The organism is Polynucleobacter sp. 78F-HAINBA (assembly GCF_018882325.1).
Lineage (GTDB): Bacteria > Pseudomonadota > Gammaproteobacteria > Burkholderiales > Burkholderiaceae > Polynucleobacter.
On sequence record NZ_JACVOQ010000013.1, the window covers coordinates 26,060 to 42,754 of the forward strand.

Consider the following 16,695-nt stretch of genomic DNA (forward strand, 5'->3'; position numbering starts at 1 on the left):
GGTTTATATGAAATCAATGATGGTGATTGCAACCTTGCTAATCAGTTTTATTGGTCCAGCCCATGCTGGAGCCGGCCATGATTTAAAGCCAATGCATGGCGGTGTCATAGTAGAGGCTAAGGACATTGATGTTGAATTGGTTGCAAAGCCTGATAGCCTATCGCTGTATTTGACGGACCACGGTAAACCGATACCTATAGATGGTGGGACCGCAAAGCTGACAGTCTTAATTGGATCAGATAAAAAAGATTATGAGCTACTGCCTAATGGAGGCAAATTGGAAGTGAAAGGTAATTTCGCTATTCCCAAGGGAGCTAAGGCTATAGCAGTTATCAAGATAAAAGCGAAAGTGATTACAGCAGGATTTAATTTATAGCCTAAATCAGCTCAATCTAGTCTGTACTCTGGGTCGCCCTAAATGATCTGGATTAACCTCGCTGAATAGTAAAGACAGCGCCCATCTATAGTTGGTTTTGGGTCGTTATCGGTCCATTGCTAACGGCATCCTACTATGTCGGTTAACCCGACAACCGTCGTGTTTCGAGACGCTCACGGCTAATCAGTGCTTAACATTCCCACTCACAACGACCCAATATTGTCTATTGTTCCCAACGGGCTTAAAAATGTCGAATTGGCTTTAGACAGGGTTCCTTGGGTGTTAACGATTGGTTATTGGTAAATCGGCAAAAGGCCGATGACTGCTTTCGGCTAATAAGAGGCGGTAGTGTCACCTCTTTTTTACTTCACGGGTAGCGATAATTTATTTAAGATCCCGCAATGTGCTGAGTCCTGATTCGCATGACATTGTTTTCTGAGCAGCTTTAATTGTCGCTCAAGTTGGCGTAGCTCATTAATTCGATTGCTTACACCTTCAATATGGGCATCAAGCAATTCATTTACTGCATCACAGTTTTCATCGGGCAAATCTTTTAAGCGAAGTAATTGACGAATTTCACTTAAGGTCATGTCCAGCGAGCGGCAGTGGCGAATAAATGTAAGGCGTTGCAGGTGCTGATCCCCGTAGATTCGGAAGTTACCCTCAGATCGAGCCGGTTTTGCTAACAAACCCTCTTGTTCATAAAACCGAATAGTTTCCACTTGAGTGCTTGTGGCTGTTGCTAGTTCACCAATTCTCATTTGACCTCCAAGTTTTTACATTTTTATTCTAATCCCTTGACTCTATAGTTACTATAGGGTGTTAAATGTTCTATGTCTTCATCATTTAGGTTTCCGCTATGAGCGAATGCAATACCTCCTGTAGTTGTTCAACATCAACCCCTGTGACAAAGGCTTCTGAAATACCGAGCAAGAATAAGGCCATCTATCGCATTGAAAATATGGACTGCCCAACTGAAGAGGCGCTTATTCGCAAAAAGCTAGTTAGTGTAAACGGCATTGAGTCGCTGGACTTTAACTTAATGCAAAGGATACTCACGGTTGGTCACAATCTCAACTCACTTGACGCTATCGAGTCCGCTTTGGGTTCAATTGGAATGCAGGCGGTGCTACAAAGTGGTCAGACTTCTACAAAGGACAGCTCGATTGAGCCTATACCTAAAAAAAATTGGTGGCCATTGGCTGTTGCAGGTATCACTGCAACCTTGGCTGAAATCATGGAATTGCTGCAACTTGGTAATCAGTGGATTGTCATTGCTCTAGTAATCGCCTCAATTGCTTCAGGTGGCCTGACCACCTATAAAAAGGGCTGGATTGCATTAAAGAATGGCAATCTCAATATCAATGCCTTAATGTCAATTGCAGTCACAGGCGCGATGGCGATTGGAAGTTGGCCAGAAGCCGCCATGGTGATGTTCTTATTTACTCTAGCTGAAGTAATTGAAGCCAAGTCATTAGATCGTGCTCGTAATGCGATTCGTGGCTTATTAGACCTCACCCCTGAAACCGCAACCGTTCAGCAAGCCGATGGCTCTTGGGTGCTAACGGATGTAAAGGCTATCGCTTTAGGTGCTTTAGTTCGAGTGCGTCCTGGAGAGCGAATAGCTTTAGACGGCATATTAATAAGTGGTAACTCGGCAGTAAATCAAGCGCCAATCACGGGTGAGAGCCTACCGGTCGATAAGATAGTTGGCGATGAGGTATTTGCAGGAACGATCAATCAGACAGGATCGTTCGAATACAAAGTTACTGCAGAAGCGACTCATTCAACGCTAGCTCGAATTATTCATGCAGTTGAAGCAGCGCAAGGAAGTCGTGCGCCCACCCAGCGTTTTGTTGATCAATTCGCCAAGATCTATACGCCAGCTGTTTTTTTGCTTGCGGTGTTAGTCGCTGTTTTGCCTCCATTGTTAATGGCGCAGTCATGGCAAGAGTGGATCTATAAAGCATTAGTCATGTTAGTGATTGCCTGCCCTTGTGCTTTGGTGATCTCAACACCAGTAACGATTGTGAGTGGCTTAGCAGCCGCTGCAAGAAAAGGCATCTTAATTAAAGGAGGCGCTTTTTTAGAAGCAGGACGGAGCATGAAGGTCTTAGCAGTAGATAAGACAGGGACACTAACCTACGGGAAGCCTGCACAAACGGACTTTTTTGCATTAAGTAGCAATGACAAGCATATTCACGAAATTGCCATCAGTCTTGCAGCGCGATCTGATCATCCCGTATCTCTAGCAATTGCCCATGCTAATCAAGAGCAAAAGAATGATTTAAAGACTGTAGATAGCTTTGAGGCGATTCTGGGTCGCGGTGTCAAAGGCGTTATTGAGGGTAATTTGTATTACCTTGGCAATCATCGACTGATTGAAGAATTGGGTTTGTGCTCTGATGATATTGAGAATCGTTTATTACCACTAGAGCAGCAAGGCAAAACGGCCGTATTGCTTACCAACCAAACAGAGGTTTTAGCCATTATTGCGGTGGCCGATACTGTTAGAGAAACAAGCAAGCAGGCTATTGATGAGCTTCACCAATTAGGCGTGACTACCATCATGCTCACTGGTGACAATCAGCACACCGCTAAGGCAATAGGTAAACAGGTGGGTGTCGATGAGATTATGGGTAATTTATTGCCTGAAGATAAGCTCAAAATAATTGACAGTCGCCTAAAAAAGGATCCCAATGTAAAGGTAGGCATGGTTGGAGATGGCATTAATGATGCCCCCGCTTTAGCAAGAGCAAGTATTGGATTTGCGATGGGGGCGGCTGGAACCGATACTGCGATAGAGACTGCTGATGTTGCGCTAATGGATGATGATTTACGCAAGATTGCTACCTTTATTCGGCTATCCAAATCAACCGCTCTAATTCTGACTCAAAACATTGTTCTTGCTCTTGGCATTAAAGCTATTTTCCTTGTGCTTACCTTTACAGGGCAAGCCACGATGTGGATGGCGGTATTTGCGGATATGGGTGCGAGCTTGCTAGTAGTGGCAAATGGATTGCGGTTATTAAGAAGCTAGGTGTTAGTTCATATCAAGCAGTTAACTCAAGGAGTACTAAAATGAAAAAGCTAGGATGGGTTGCGATTTTAAGTTTAGGTGTTTTACTAAGTGCGCCCGTTTTGGCGCAAACAGCAGGGGCGGGCACTAAAGCCTCACAGACACAACAAAAAAATGTTGATGTAGCGGAGTTTGATAAGCAAGCCGCTCAAATTCAAGAGAACTTTAAAAAGATGCAACAGCAGATGGATCAGATCCGTGCAACTCAAGATCCGCAAGAAAGGCAAAAGCTGATGCAGGCTCACTGGAGCACAATGCAGGGCAACATGAATATGATGCAAGGCATGTGGGGTTCGGGAATGATGGGTTGTTGTGGTGGTAACGGCGGCATGATGGGTGGACACATGATGGGTTGGAATGGTATGGGCCCCTATTACTCTAAATTAACACCTGAGCAGTTAAAGCAACGCCAATACATGATGGATCAATACATGGGTATGCAGCAGAACATGATGAACCAAATGATGCAGCAGAACTATATGTGGATGGATCGGTCAAGGTAGTAACACACTAGGGGGATGAGTTTCTGGACTTGTCCTCCAAGGTCTCCCTTGGGTCGAATTGAGCCTATCGCCCAAAGTCCATCTGACTGTCTGGTTATGAGGGAGGGGTAGACTGCGGCGATGGCATTAACGCAGCCTCCCCAATTTCAAACCTCAGTTTGTTCTGCCATCTCTAAAGCATCATCCACTTCAATGCCTAGGTAACGAACTGTACTTTCCAGCTTGGTATGACCCAGCAGCAACTGAATTGCTCGTAGGTTTTTAGTCCGGCGATAGATTAAAGAAACCTTAGTGCGGCGCATGGTGTGCGTTCCATAGTTTGCTGATTCCAAGCCAATAGAGCTAACCCAACTATGCACAATCCTAGCGTACTGCCTAGTCGATAAATGTGGGGATTCTTTAATCCGACTGGGGAATAGATAATCCTCCAGGTGCAAACCATCCGCCTGAATCCATTGCTCAACTGCAGTCCTTGTTAATTCAGTAATTTCAAACTGAACTGGTCGATGGGTCTTTTGTTGCAATATGTTGGCTCTAGATGAAACATGGTCTCCAGTCGCGATATCTCGAACTTTTAACTTAACTAGGTCACAAGCTCTTAATTTGCTGTCGATAGCCAAATTAAATAAAGCTAAATCCCGCTTGTTGCCATTTAGCTGTAGTCGGACCCGAATGGCCCAAATATCTTTTAACTTAAGTGGTGCTTTCTGCCCTGTCAGTTTGCCTTTGTTCCAGGGTTCTTTATGCGTAGTTGCAATAAGCTGTTCCATGACATTCTCCTTATGTGAAAGGGAATACCACTTTGCGCTGAATTAATGGCATCAGCAAGGACTCTAGAAATCTCAAAAGCAGCCATTCAAGCTAGTTAGCTACTGGAGGCAAATATCGACCCAAAGCAGACCATCAATTCAATAATCTGAGTACGCTAACTCTCACCCAAAACTGAGCGACCTGCTTAACGTAAGTCTTTATTTAACTGATCCACAATCTCGGCCCAATCAGCATCTAAAAGCAACTCATCACGAAGAAGCCTTGCTTGAGATGGTGTCCAGAATGGTGCATCCGCTAATTCAATCGCTTCATCTAAAGGCGCATGCCGATCAATGAATGCCTTAATACTATTACCATCAGAAGGTAGTCCTAATTGAAGGAATAACTCAGAGAATGGATGAAATGACTTTTCCATGATTAATTTCTCCTTAAACGTAACGCATTTGTAATGACCGAGGCTGAGCTCAAGCTCATGGCAAGTGCAGCAATTAATGGTGAGAGTAACCATCCAGTGAAAGGATATAAGAGACCAGCAGCAATAGGAATGCCCAGTGCGTTATAAAGAAACGCAAACACTAGGTTTTGCTTCATATTGCCTACCGTATCGTCTGAAAGCGACTTAGCAATCGCAATACCTCTGAGATCACCTTTAACTAAAGTAATTTGGGCGCTATTCATAGCAACGTCAGTACCGGTGCCCATAGCAATACCAACATTGGCTTTTGCTAAAGCTGGAGCATCATTGATGCCATCACCTGCCATTGCAACAATCCGACCTTCATTTTGTAGTCGAGTTACCAATTCGAGCTTATCTGCTGGCTTAACCTCTCCATAGACCTCTTCAATCCCAAGGCGCTTGCCAACAGATTTAGCAGTTGTTAATCCATCTCCAGTTGCCATCACAATTCGCAATCCCGCCTCTCTTAAGGTTTGCAAAGCCTCTGGCGTAGTAGCCTTAATAGGATCAGAGACAGCTAAAAGTCCAGCAAGCTTTCCGTTGATAGCTAAATGCATCACGCTAGCGCCTTCAGAGCGGAGCTCCTCTGCTTGGGCTTTCAAAATATCAACAGAAACTCCCAGCTTATCCATCAATGCAGTATTACCCAACGCCAAATGAAACAAGCCAACGCTACCTTGAACTCCAATTCCTGAACTTGATTCAAAGTTTTCGGGTTTCTCTAATGGCAAATTGCGGTCTCTTGCGGCGCGAACAATTGCATCGGCAAGGGGATGCTCACTGCCCTGATCAAGACTTCCTGCAAGCTTTAAGACCTCATTACCATCAAAGCTGGGCGCAGGAATAACTCTATCAAAAATTGGCTTACCCTCTGTTAAGGTGCCTGTTTTATCAATAATGAGGGTGTTCACCTTACGAAGATTTTCAATGGCCGCAGCGTCGCGGAACAAAATTCCCTTTGTCGCCCCTTTACCAGTAGCAACCATAATCGACATTGGCGTGGCAAGACCTAGTGCACAAGGGCAAGCAATGATTAATACCGAAACCGCATTGATTAAACCAAAGACCCAACTTGGTTCGGGGCCAAAGATCCCCCAAATGAAAAAAGTCAGTAAAGCTATCGCTACAACCGTTACGACAAAATATCCCGCAACAATATCTGCCATTCGCTGCATTGGTGCTCTGGAGCGTTGGGCTTGAGCTACCATTTGCACAATTTGAGCCAGCATGGTTGATGAACCAACACGCTCGGCTTTAATAATCAATGCGCCATTGGTATTCATCGTTGCTCCAATCACACGATCACCGATACGCTTAGTAACTGGCAATGGCTCCCCGGTAAGCATGGATTCATCAAGCGCACTAGAGCCTTCAACAATGACGCCATCAACAGGCACTTTTTCACCTGGGCGCACCCTCAATAAGTCTTCAATATGAACATTTGATAAAGGAATATCTTCCTCAGATCCATCGCCCTTAATTCTTCTAGCTGTTTTAGGCGCTAAGCCCAGCAAGGATTTAATTGCCGCAGAAGTTTGTGAACGTGCCTTTAGTTCCAACACCTGACCAAGCAGAGTCAATGAAATAATGACGGCGGCTGCCTCAAAATACACACCAATCCTGCCCATAGACATAAAGGAAGCAGGAAATACTTGTGGAGCTACCGTAGCAACAACGCTATACAAAAATGCAGCACCTGTTCCCAATCCAATCAAAGTCCACATATTTGGACTGCGATTGGCTATGGATTGCCAGCCTCGATGAAAGAATGGCCATCCTGCCCATATAACAATTGGTAAGGATAGGAATAATTCAACCCAGGTTTGGGTTTGAGACTCTAGTAGATTAAGTTTATGGCCAAACATCGCAAGGACAGTCACCACTGTCGTCAAAGGCAGCGTCCACCAAAATCGTCTTTGAAAATCAACTAATTCTGGATTTTCTTCTTCCTCTAATTCAGGCAACAGAGGCTCTAAACTCATTCCACAAATTGGGCAATTACCTGGTTGATTCTGCCGAATTTGCGGATGCATGGGGCAGGTATAAATTGTGCCGGCCACCGAAGCAGGCGACTCTGAGTCCTTTAGTCCCCCATCTAGATACTTGCTGGGCGCTCCAATAAATTTTTCTTTACAACCATTGCTGCAAAAATAATACGCAATATTCTTAAGCGAGTAACTATGCTTAGACTGAGAAGTGACCGCCATCCCACAAACAGGATCCTTCAAGGAATTTTCATCCGAAGAATGTTCGTGATGGGAGTGATCGTGTCCATGCTCATGATGATTGTTCTCATTGTGATTACTCATTGCAAATCCTTGTTTACCTAATTCATTAAAACTGGCGTATCTGGGATTTCATTATCTGAAGATGATTTACCTGGGAATTGACTTTGCAATAGTTGACTCACCATTTCAATTCCAGACAAAATGCCAGCCTGATATTCATTGAGCGCAAATTTGGATTCGATCTCATGACAAATAACATCCCACGCACTGGCATCTGCATTTGAATGAATGCCTCTATCGGCAATTATCTCTACAGCATGATCGGCTAATAAAATATAAATGAGCACCCCATTATTGTGCTCGGTATCCCAAACTCTCAGATTGGTAAAGACTTCAATTGCGCGATCTCTAGGGCTTAAGTCTTTTAACAAGGCAAGCGTATCCAGGGCACCTTCCACGGCAAAACAGATTTGACCCGAATGTTGAGCCTCACTATCTCGAATCGCATTTGTTATTGCGGCAAGATCATCCTTGGAAAAGCATTTCTCTACCTTGCGACTATGAGACCAGAGATGTTTTATTAATCGATTCATATTCATGCTTACCATCTCCCCGAGGAGCCACCGCCACCAAAGCCGCCACCGCCACCACTAAATCCACCCCCGCCACCATGACCTCCTCCACTGCTATAGCCACCAAAGCCATGTCTACCCAACCCCATTCCGGATAGAGCAACGACCAATGCCACAACACCGGCGATTAAGGCCATAGAAAACGCACCGAACATAAACCAGGCGATAAGAGCTACAAATCCTCCAGTAACTAGGGATCCAGGCAACCTGCCGAGCATCGATCGTAAGATTCCACCAAGCACTAAAGCCACAATAAAAATGATTGGTAAAAACGAACGAATATCCCCGGGGTCACGCATTTCTGTATTAGTTGGGTTTGGCGCTGGTAACGCCTCACCATCAACCACGCTAATCACAGCGTTTAGGCCATCCGTAATGCCGCCATAAAAATCCTGCTGTTTGAATCGGGGCACAATGATTTGGTCGATGATTCGCTTGCTAGTTGCATCAGTTAATACTCCTTCAAGGCCGTAACCTACCTCAATCCGAAGGGCTCTATCCGCTTTAGCAATAATCAGAATCGCACCATCATCTACTTTTTTCCGTCCAATCTTCCATTGCTCAGCTACGCGAATAGCATATTGCTCAATAGCTTCAGGGGCTGTAGATTGCACCATTAACACCACAATCTGACTACCCTTTTTAGCCTCAAAATTACTTAAGGTTTGATCTAGAGAGCCAATCTGACTGGGTGTAAGAGTACCTGTTTGATCAATGACCCTCCCTGATAAAGCTGGCACCGTCTGCTGCGCCACAGAAAACTGAGGCCAGCAGAGCAGCGCCAAAAGCGATAGCAAGGCGAATAGGCGTTTAGGCAGCCAGAAGATGCGGGTCACGAAAGTTGCTCCAATTATTTCGCCGCAGGAGTATCAAATGAAACGCTAGGAGGGGTTGCTAATTCCTTTTCATTCTCAACGGCAAAGTTTGCCTTAGCTTTATAACCAAAGACCATTGCTGTTAAGTTAGATGGGAATGAGCGAATCGTGACGTTGTACTCCTGTACAGATTTAATGTAACGATTACGAGCAACTGTAATGCGATTTTCAGTGCCCTCTAATTGCGCTTGCAAATCTCTAAACCCTTGATTTGCTCGTAAGCTCGGGTAATTTTCTGAAACGACTAATAGTCTGGATAAAGCCGAAGTGAGCTGTCCTTGCGCTTGCTGGAATTTCTGGAAAGCTTCTGGGTTATTTACCAAATCAGGAGTAGCTTGAATTGAGGTCGCTTTAGATCTAGCCTCTACAACCTTAGTGAGGGTATCTTGCTCAAACTTAGCTTCGCCTTTGACCGTGCTTACTAGATTAGGAATCAGGTCGGCTCTACGCTGATATTGATTCAATACCTCAGACCAGCTAGAAGTTACCTGCTCATCTTGGGACTGAATTTGGTTATACCCGCAACCTGATAACAATACCGCTGATAATGCCAGCAGGCCAATGAGATATTTACGCATTTGTTACTCCTTTACTTAATTGAAGTTTGAGTCTTTAAGAACAGTCACCTTTTTAGATGTCTAAAAATTGGGAATTAAAGAGAGTGTTAACCACAACAGCAACCACCAGATTTTTTCTGTGGCACTTGAACGCTACCATCAAGGTCCAAAGAAGAGGGGTAACCATCCTCATTAAGCGCATAAATCAAATCATCACTCTTCCAACTCGTCCTATCTAAATGAACTTTGCCGTTTTGCAAGTCAACATGGATATTAGAAACGCCATCTAAAGATTCAAGCGCCTTGGTAACGTGTTTGACACAAGAGCCACAGGTCATACCGGCCACATTTAAATGAATTTGACTCATATTCAGTCTCCTTTTTTTAATTCGATGACATATAGCTTTCCACCTTCGCTTGATGCTACGAATTCCACTTGGTCTCCAGACTTAAGACCATTTAAAAGAGTTTTGTTTTTCACGTTAAAAATCATGGTCATTGGGGGCATATCTAAATTCTTGATTTCCTCGTGACGAATGGTGACTTTGCCTTGCTCCAAATCAACTTTGCGTACCTGACCAGCCGTATATGCACCAGTAGATTGGGCGCTTACTATATGAGTCAAGATTACTCCTGATAGTAGAAAAATAACACTCAAATATTTTTTTAGATTGTTCATAATTTAATTCCTATCGATAAGATTGATAAATTTGGGATTGACCATTTTTAGAGATCAATAAAACGTCATAAGGATCTTTTCTAGATCCATACTCAGGACCATCCATTCCTGGAGAGCCTATGGGCATCGCTGGTACAGCAATCCCTACAGCATTGGGCTTCTCGGCCAATAAACGCTTAATTTCCCTCGCCGGGACATGGCCTTCGATTGCATAACCATCAATGACTGCGGTATGGCATGAGCCAAACTGAATGGGCATGCCCATCTTCTTTCTAATCTGGTCATTACCATCGCTGATCACTTTAGTAGCAAAGCCATTTTTCTCCACATACGAAATCCAATCCTTGCAACAGCCACAAGTTGGACTCTTCCATACTGTGATCAATGGTTTTTCACTGACAGCACGGGATGCAAACGGCACTAGCACCAATCCCATTGCTATAGCCCTTCTTGTTAAATTAATGTTGATGGGAGCCATGGCCGTCCCCTGTTTGTGCTGGCGCTACTGATTTAGTAACACCAATAGAAATAGAACCCTTCATTCCCGCATCGTAATGACCTGGTTGTAGGCATGCAAATTGCACTTTTCCAGATTTCGTAAATTGCCAAATAATTTCACCTGTTTGACCAGCGCCTAAGGTAACCATGTTTGGCTCGGCATGCTCCATTTCTGGAAACTTCATCATCTGCTTATAGTGCTCTTGTAGCTCTTGATCTGTACCAAGCACCATTTCATGTTTTGTTTTACCCAGATTCTTGACTACAAAGTGGATAGTTTCGCCTTGCTTGACTTGAATACTGCTAGGATTAAATCTCATGTTGTCTGTCATGCGAACTCTAATTGTTCGATTTACTTTGGCTGCAATACCCGGCTGTCCAACACTAGAATTTTCGCTGGCATGATCATGACCACCACTAGCGCCATGGTCATGAGACATTGCGCCCATGCCACCCATAGCCCCCATGCCTGCGCCTGATCCCTGCATCTTGTCATGCATCGCCTTACATTGACTAGCACTCATCTTAGGATGCATTTGTTGGCACATTGCCACCCTTTGTTCAGGAGTCATTTTTGCCATATTCTCGTGCATCGCCTTACATTGATCAGGACTCATTTCAGGATGCATTTTTTGACACATCGCTGCCATTGGATCTTGGTTCATGGCCCCTTGATTCATCATCCCCATACCGCCAGGTTGTGTTGCACCTTGCGCAAACACCAAACTAGATGCTGCCATCGCAATTGCTGCCAATGTAAATTGAATATTTTTCATTTTGTTTTCCTTAATTATTAATGTCCAGAATGCCCATTGGGCTTTCTTACTTGCACTTCGATTTCTTTTGTAGAGCTTGGTCTTGTTGATTGCATAGGTTTTGCAGTATTTAGTTGCGTTGGAGCTGCAGGTAATGCGCCTTTGTAAGCCTCTGCCACCGTACCAGCCGGATGCTTATACCAACCCGGATCTGCATAATCGCCAGGCTTTTGATCCTTACGTACTTTTAATACGCTAAACATACCGCCCATCTCTACCGACCCAAAAGGACCCATACCCGTCATCATGCGAGCCGTGTTATCGGGAATAGGCATTTCCATTTCAGACATATCACCCATACCCCTTTCACCCATCACCATATAGTCAGGTATCAGACTGTTGATCTTCTTGCCAACCCCCCGATGATCAACGCCAATCATGGTGGGGAGGTTATGCCCCATTGCATTCATGGTGTGGTGGCTCTTATGGCAATGGATCGCCCAGTCACCCTCTTCATCTGCAAGAAATTCAATTTGCCGCATCTGCCCAACAGCCACGTCAGTGGTTACCTCAGGCCAACGAGCAGTTTTTGGAACAGGGCCTCCATCAGTGCCTGTGACCGAAAACTCATGCCCATGAAGATGAATTGGATGATTGGTCATTGTTAAGTTTCCTACTCTGATTCGGACCTTGTCATTTAGGGCGACATTCAAAGAATCTATGCCAGGAAAAACGCGGCTATTCCAGCTCCATATATTGAAGTCAACCATCGTGGCTACTTTTGGTGTGTAACTACCAGGATCAATGTCATATGAGCTCAATAAAAAACAAAAGTCCCTATTAACATCATCAATAAGTGGATTTTGATCTTTAGGATGCGTAATCCACATACCCATCATTCCCATTGCCATCTGTGTCATTTCATCGGCATGGGGATGGTACATAAATGTTCCCGGGCGGCGAGCAACAAACTCATACATGAAGGTTTTTCCGGGTGGAATACCTTTTTGAGTTAAGCCTGTTACACCATCCATACCATTTGGTAATCTTTGGCCATGCCAATGTACTGAAGTCTGCTCTGGTAACCGATTGGTAACAAATATCCGGACTCGGTCGCCTTCCACCACTTCGATTGTTGGCCCAGGGCTTTGACCGTTGTAACCCCATAAATGCGCCTTAAATCCAGAAGTCATTTCTCGCACTACTGGCTCAGCGACTAAATGAAACTCTTTAACGCCTTCATTCATTCTCCAGGGCAATGTCCAGCCATTTAAGGTAACAACTGGGTTGTATGGGCGACCTGTACTAGGGGTCAATGGTGGCATCGTATTAGCGTTTACCTGCGTCACTATTTCTGGGGCGCCAGATAAGGCATAGCGGCCAACTGCTGCAACCGCAACAGCACCACCAGCAATACCGGCGTATTTAAAAAAATCTCTTCTTGAACTCATTATTTTTCCTTATCAATGTCCGGCAGGGTTTGCTAACATCCCCGCCCCAGTAACGCTAGGCACCTGGAGTATTGTTGGTCTGCCAATTAAGGAGGACTGCAAAGCAGCATCTGTTAACCAAAATTGTTGCTGAGCATTAATCGCTGCAATTACTGCAGAGACCTGATCTCTTGAGTCGGCAATCAACTCAAAGACACCAATAATCATGCCGTTATAGCGAAGCTGACTTTCTTCAGCAATGGCTTTGCGTACAGGTATTACTTCTTTTCGATAGTGTTGGGATATATCGTATGCAGTTCGATAGGCCGAATAAGTCTCCCTCAAATTGGAACTAGCATTTCGAGTAACGCCCTCTAGCCGATTAAATGCAGCCAAAGTTTGGGCATTCATGGCGTCCCTACTCATATTCCCCCAATCGAAAATTGGTAGTCGAATTGAGATTTCATAACCCTGCTTTGGGGTGCTCTCACCAGATGCTGAATCAAATTTAGTGCCGCGATTAAAGCCCAGCTCAATATCGGTAAAACTGGTGATGTTGTTAAGCCCCTGGGCCTTCGCTGCTGCCTCTAAAGTTGCTGTAGCCAAGCGTATATCTAGCCGCTCTACACCGGCTTGCTGCGCAATAAATTCGGTGTTTGGTGGTTGCTTAGGCAGATCAGGTAAACGATCGGGCAATTTCAGTTCTTTTGCCTGAGCTTCACTTAGCCCAAGAGCACGAACAAGCTCCTCCCTACGGCTTACTGAAGTCTGTTTTGCATTAGCAAACTGCGTGGCCGAATCTGCATAAAAAGCCTGCTGCCTTGCACGAGTAATCTTATTGAGATTACCTACCGCCTCCATGCGCCTTGCTAACTCAGCACTTGCTTCTGCACTTCGAAAAACTTGATCGGCATATTTAAGGGATTGCTCTGCTGCAACTGCACGAACCCAGGCTTGGCGAACCAAAGTAACCTGATCAATGATTTCGGTCGTTAAACGCAATTGAGCTTGTTCAATTCGCTTATCAGCTATTCCTTTGCGCTGTGGCAAAGTAATCAGATCTAATAATCCAAATACAAACCAGCGATTAAATTCGATCTCTGGACTAGTAACCATTCGCTCAAAAGCAAAATAAGGATTAGACATTCTGCCTGCTTGGGCAGCAGACGCTGCTTCAGACCAATTCTGGGCAATAAGTGCTTGAACGGCTGGACTATTAATCAAGGCAAGCTGAACAGCATCGCTTTGATTTAAATTCTTAGCCAGCAGCTCCTGAGCTCTACCCTGAAGAACATCACGCTCATCTGACGATTTTGCTAAAACAACCTGGCCATTAGTAAATTTACTCGAATCTAGATTCGTTTTTTGTAAGGCCTCGTCAATATTGACGCTAGCGCATCCAGTAAGAGCACTCGCAAATAAGATTGATACTATTTTGTATCGTTTATTGAAAGGCATGGTCATCATCATTTAACTCCCTCGTGATGATTTTTCGAGTGCTCTTCGCTTGTTGGCGCCACATCAGCCTGAGCAGCTTCTTTTGCATACACTTTCCATCCGCCGATCTTTTGGACGGTAGCGTTAGCCTGCCTCCAAGGAATGATCTCCTCTTCCGAATAAGGCTGATAATTTTTAAATACTGACGTGTACTGCAGCGACTCGGCAATAAACTTTGCCGAAGAACCATTTACCGCCGCATCTTGCGCCGATGCAACTGGACTACCTAGTAATGTGAGCGCCAATAGAAACATTCCATTGCCCCACATGCATTTAAATATGCTCATAATTTCTCCAATAGACAAACGTAGCGACAAGACTTGTCGCCAAAATCTACTTACTACTAAGGAAATTTAGATACGAGGGGGTTTGTAAATATTGCCTAGCGATTGGCCGAGGGCCAAAGTAGGAGCATAAGGCAGTAGGTTATCCGCATACTGCAAAGGAGCAACAACGGAGGATGAAGCTGTTAAATCAGCAATACCAACACAGCACTGAGAGGCGGTATGGCACTTTGTAGCCACTTTCTTTGCCGACTTTTCTATCGATGAAGTGCAATCGTTACATTGCTTATGCTGCATATGAGAGTCAGCATTATCAGCATGAGTCGCAGCTTGGGACTGGTGCGCATGGTGTAGATCGGAAACGAATACGGGCATACTAGCCGCATGAATCAGGCTAATAAAAAAACTCAAGCATAAGAAAACGCATACTTTCCGCATTTCTTAACATTACACTGAATTTGGCGTTTTGTCAGCCTCACCCTTCACTTTTTTGAGTCTAGGCATTAACTTATTGAGCTATTGAGGCTATAAACCCAAGCAAATTCAAGAAGATGTGAATAATCCATTGGGTTTGGGAAGGTGCGTTTATCGTAAAGTGCTACAAGAAACCCCACCATCCCCACCGAAGAGATAGTAGATACGAAATCCATGTCAGATAAAGCCAACAAACTCAATGCCCAGTGCAACTGCATCAGCGTTGACAAGCAGAAACTAGATATTGAGGTTCATCGCCTTATTAGTGATCTGGAGCTTGCTGATTCAACCGCTACAACGATAGGCTCGATGCTCTCAAGTAGCGGAGTATTTATTGACCAAGCCGCCTTAGATCAGATGAAAGCATTAGTAAAGGCGGTCTATAAAGTTTGCGAAATGCCTTTATTTCAAAAATTAGTTCTTGAGCAAGCTCCATTGATTGCTAGGCATCAACAAAGTACAAGTGGTGTTTTTTATGGATTTGATTTTCACCTAGGGGTAAATGGCCCGCAATTAATTGAAATCAATACCAATGCAGGCGGCGCTATGATTTCTGCCCTTGAAATTGGGGCATCGAAAAATTGCTGTGAGCCAGTAGAGAGACGCTTGGGAGTAAGAAATATGCCCAATGAAATTTATGAGACTTTTCTGGATATGTTTACCCAGGAGTGGAGGTCCTTCAATAAGGATCCTTCTGCCCAATTAAAGACAATTGCAATCGTTGATGAGAATCCAACTGAACAATTCTTATATCCTGAATTTCAACTCTTCCAAGCCCTGTTTCAAAAGCATGGAATCACGACAATCATCACCTCTCCAGACGGCCTCACCATTAAAGACAAAAAGGTTTACTTCGGTAAAATTCATATTGACTTAATCTACAACCGAACGACTGACTTTTATTTTCAAGATTCGTCATACGAAGTGCTTAGAGACGCTTATCTTCAAGATTATGCGGCTATCACCCCAAACCCCTTTAATCATGCAGTATTTGCCAATAAAGATAACCTTTGCATCTTAAGCAATCGGGAACATCTTGACTCCCTAGGGGTTGACTTGTCTATACAAGAAATACTCCTGAGTCACATTCCGGAGACTGTAAAAGTTTCCTCTAAAAACGAAGAATCTCTTTGGACCAATCGTAAAGAGTACTTTTTCAAGCCTAGTCAAGGCTATGGGAGTCGCGCTGTATATCGCGGAGATAAATTAACTAAAGGCGTATGGGGTCAAATTAAGGATAAAAGCTATATTGCACAAAAAGTAGTACCACCAAGCAAACGAACCATCAAGATTGATGGCAATGAGGCTAATCTTAAAGTCGATATTAGGGATTATGTCTTTGAAGGTAACTCACTTATTTCAGTAACACGCATATACCAAGGACAAACTACAAATTTAAGAACCTTGGGGGGCGGCTTCTCGCCTCTTTATAGCATTTACTAAGATTGATACGGTTTAAGACGGAATTTAAATTGAATCGCTACCACTTCTATAGACACTTTCTAGCCTAATATTTAGTCTATTAGGAGGTGTGTCATGAGTACAAGAAGGCGGTTTACTGAAGAGTTCAAGTTAGAGGCAGTCAAACAGGTAGTTGAAC

General features: G+C 44.1%; 20 protein-coding genes. 5 read left to right on the forward strand and 15 right to left on the reverse strand.

The features are described 5' to 3' along the window. Positions 1–7 precede the first annotated feature (7 nt). Entirely contained in the window at positions 8–376 is a 369-nt protein-coding gene (locus ICN11_RS10150; protein WP_015421829.1) for a hypothetical protein, read from the forward strand. 362 nt (positions 377–738) lie between these two features. Here ICN11_RS10150 and cadR read toward each other — a convergent pair whose 3' ends face one another. Next, positions 739–1,137, reverse strand: a complete 399-nt coding sequence (gene cadR, locus ICN11_RS10155; RefSeq protein ID WP_015421828.1) for a Cd(II)/Pb(II)-responsive transcriptional regulator — start codon at positions 1,135–1,137, stop codon at positions 739–741. A gap of 98 nt (positions 1,138–1,235) precedes the next feature. On the opposite strand from cadR, the gene ICN11_RS10160 reads away from it, so the two are divergent. Beyond that, positions 1,236–3,416, forward strand: a complete 2,181-nt coding sequence (locus tag ICN11_RS10160) for a heavy metal translocating P-type ATPase (RefSeq protein ID WP_216230282.1) — start codon at positions 1,236–1,238, stop codon at positions 3,414–3,416. A 41-nt stretch (positions 3,417–3,457) separates the two neighbouring features. Then, positions 3,458–3,958 (forward strand): hypothetical protein, encoded by a 501-nt coding sequence (locus ICN11_RS10165; protein WP_068949419.1) that lies wholly within the window; start codon positions 3,458–3,460, stop codon positions 3,956–3,958. 146 nt (positions 3,959–4,104) lie between these two features. On the opposite strand, the gene ICN11_RS10170 is transcribed toward ICN11_RS10165, so the two are convergent. The 14 genes from ICN11_RS10170 to ICN11_RS10235 form a co-directional block, all read right to left on the reverse strand. After that, on the reverse strand, positions 4,105–4,728 hold the full coding sequence (locus tag ICN11_RS10170; protein WP_062310081.1) for a tyrosine-type recombinase/integrase: 624 nt from the start codon (positions 4,726–4,728) through the stop codon (positions 4,105–4,107). A gap of 185 nt (positions 4,729–4,913) precedes the next feature. Then, on the reverse strand, positions 4,914–5,144 hold the full coding sequence (locus ICN11_RS10175) for a DUF2789 family protein (RefSeq protein ID WP_062310083.1): 231 nt from the start codon (positions 5,142–5,144) through the stop codon (positions 4,914–4,916). A 2-nt stretch (positions 5,145–5,146) separates the two neighbouring features. Further along, positions 5,147–7,495 carry a heavy metal translocating P-type ATPase gene (locus ICN11_RS10180; RefSeq protein ID WP_216230283.1) on the reverse strand — a complete coding sequence of 783 codons (2,349 nt, stop codon included), beginning with the start codon at positions 7,493–7,495 and terminating at the stop codon, positions 5,147–5,149. 17 nt (positions 7,496–7,512) lie between these two features. Next, the gene (locus tag ICN11_RS10185) at positions 7,513–8,013 is read right to left on the reverse strand and encodes a TPM domain-containing protein (protein ID WP_255539934.1); all 501 of its coding nucleotides are present in this window, start codon (positions 8,011–8,013) and stop codon (positions 7,513–7,515) included. Positions 8,014–8,015: 2 nt separating this feature from the next. Continuing rightward, on the reverse strand, positions 8,016–8,882 hold the full coding sequence (locus ICN11_RS10190; protein ID WP_370623629.1) for a YgcG family protein: 867 nt from the start codon (positions 8,880–8,882) through the stop codon (positions 8,016–8,018). Positions 8,883–8,896: 14 nt separating this feature from the next. Next, a complete protein-coding gene (locus tag ICN11_RS10195; protein WP_216230285.1) occupies positions 8,897–9,499 on the reverse strand; it encodes a LemA family protein in 603 nt (200 codons plus the stop codon). 86 nt (positions 9,500–9,585) lie between these two features. After that, positions 9,586–9,846: a heavy-metal-associated domain-containing protein gene (locus ICN11_RS10200; RefSeq protein WP_216230286.1), complete on the reverse strand. Its 261-nt coding sequence runs from the start codon at positions 9,844–9,846 to the stop codon at positions 9,586–9,588. Positions 9,847–9,848: 2 nt separating this feature from the next. Next, the gene (locus ICN11_RS10205) at positions 9,849–10,103 is read right to left on the reverse strand and encodes a copper-binding protein (protein ID WP_172793423.1); all 255 of its coding nucleotides are present in this window, start codon (positions 10,101–10,103) and stop codon (positions 9,849–9,851) included. 64 nt (positions 10,104–10,167) lie between these two features. Next, positions 10,168–10,635 (reverse strand): DUF411 domain-containing protein, encoded by a 468-nt coding sequence (locus ICN11_RS10210; protein ID WP_215386693.1) that lies wholly within the window; start codon positions 10,633–10,635, stop codon positions 10,168–10,170. Further along, positions 10,616–11,122: a cupredoxin family protein gene (locus ICN11_RS10215; protein ID WP_216230290.1), complete on the reverse strand. Its 507-nt coding sequence runs from the start codon at positions 11,120–11,122 to the stop codon at positions 10,616–10,618. The genes ICN11_RS10210 and ICN11_RS10215 overlap by 20 nt, the downstream gene beginning before the upstream one ends. A gap of 326 nt (positions 11,123–11,448) precedes the next feature. Next, entirely contained in the window at positions 11,449–12,861 is a 1,413-nt protein-coding gene (locus ICN11_RS10220) for a multicopper oxidase family protein (protein ID WP_215346980.1), read from the reverse strand. A gap of 12 nt (positions 12,862–12,873) precedes the next feature. Beyond that, positions 12,874–14,307, reverse strand: a complete 1,434-nt coding sequence (locus ICN11_RS10225) for a TolC family protein (RefSeq protein WP_216230291.1) — start codon at positions 14,305–14,307, stop codon at positions 12,874–12,876. Further along, positions 14,307–14,624 carry a hypothetical protein gene (locus ICN11_RS10230; protein WP_215346982.1) on the reverse strand — a complete coding sequence of 106 codons (318 nt, stop codon included), beginning with the start codon at positions 14,622–14,624 and terminating at the stop codon, positions 14,307–14,309. Before ICN11_RS10230 ends, ICN11_RS10225 begins: the two co-directional genes overlap by 1 nt. A 66-nt stretch (positions 14,625–14,690) precedes the next feature. Continuing rightward, on the reverse strand, positions 14,691–14,996 hold the full coding sequence (locus tag ICN11_RS10235; protein ID WP_216230287.1) for a hypothetical protein: 306 nt from the start codon (positions 14,994–14,996) through the stop codon (positions 14,691–14,693). A 273-nt stretch (positions 14,997–15,269) separates the two neighbouring features. Here ICN11_RS10235 and ICN11_RS10240 point away from each other — a divergent pair, with 273 nt between their 5' ends. Together ICN11_RS10240 and ICN11_RS10815 are read left to right on the forward strand one after the other, a co-directional pair. Beyond that, positions 15,270–16,538 carry a hypothetical protein gene (locus ICN11_RS10240; RefSeq protein ID WP_216230288.1) on the forward strand — a complete coding sequence of 423 codons (1,269 nt, stop codon included), beginning with the start codon at positions 15,270–15,272 and terminating at the stop codon, positions 16,536–16,538. Positions 16,539–16,631: 93 nt separating this feature from the next. Beyond that, positions 16,632–16,695, forward strand: a 64-nt coding sequence (locus ICN11_RS10815) for a transposase (RefSeq protein ID WP_223146557.1), incomplete at its 3' end; no start/stop codon positions are given.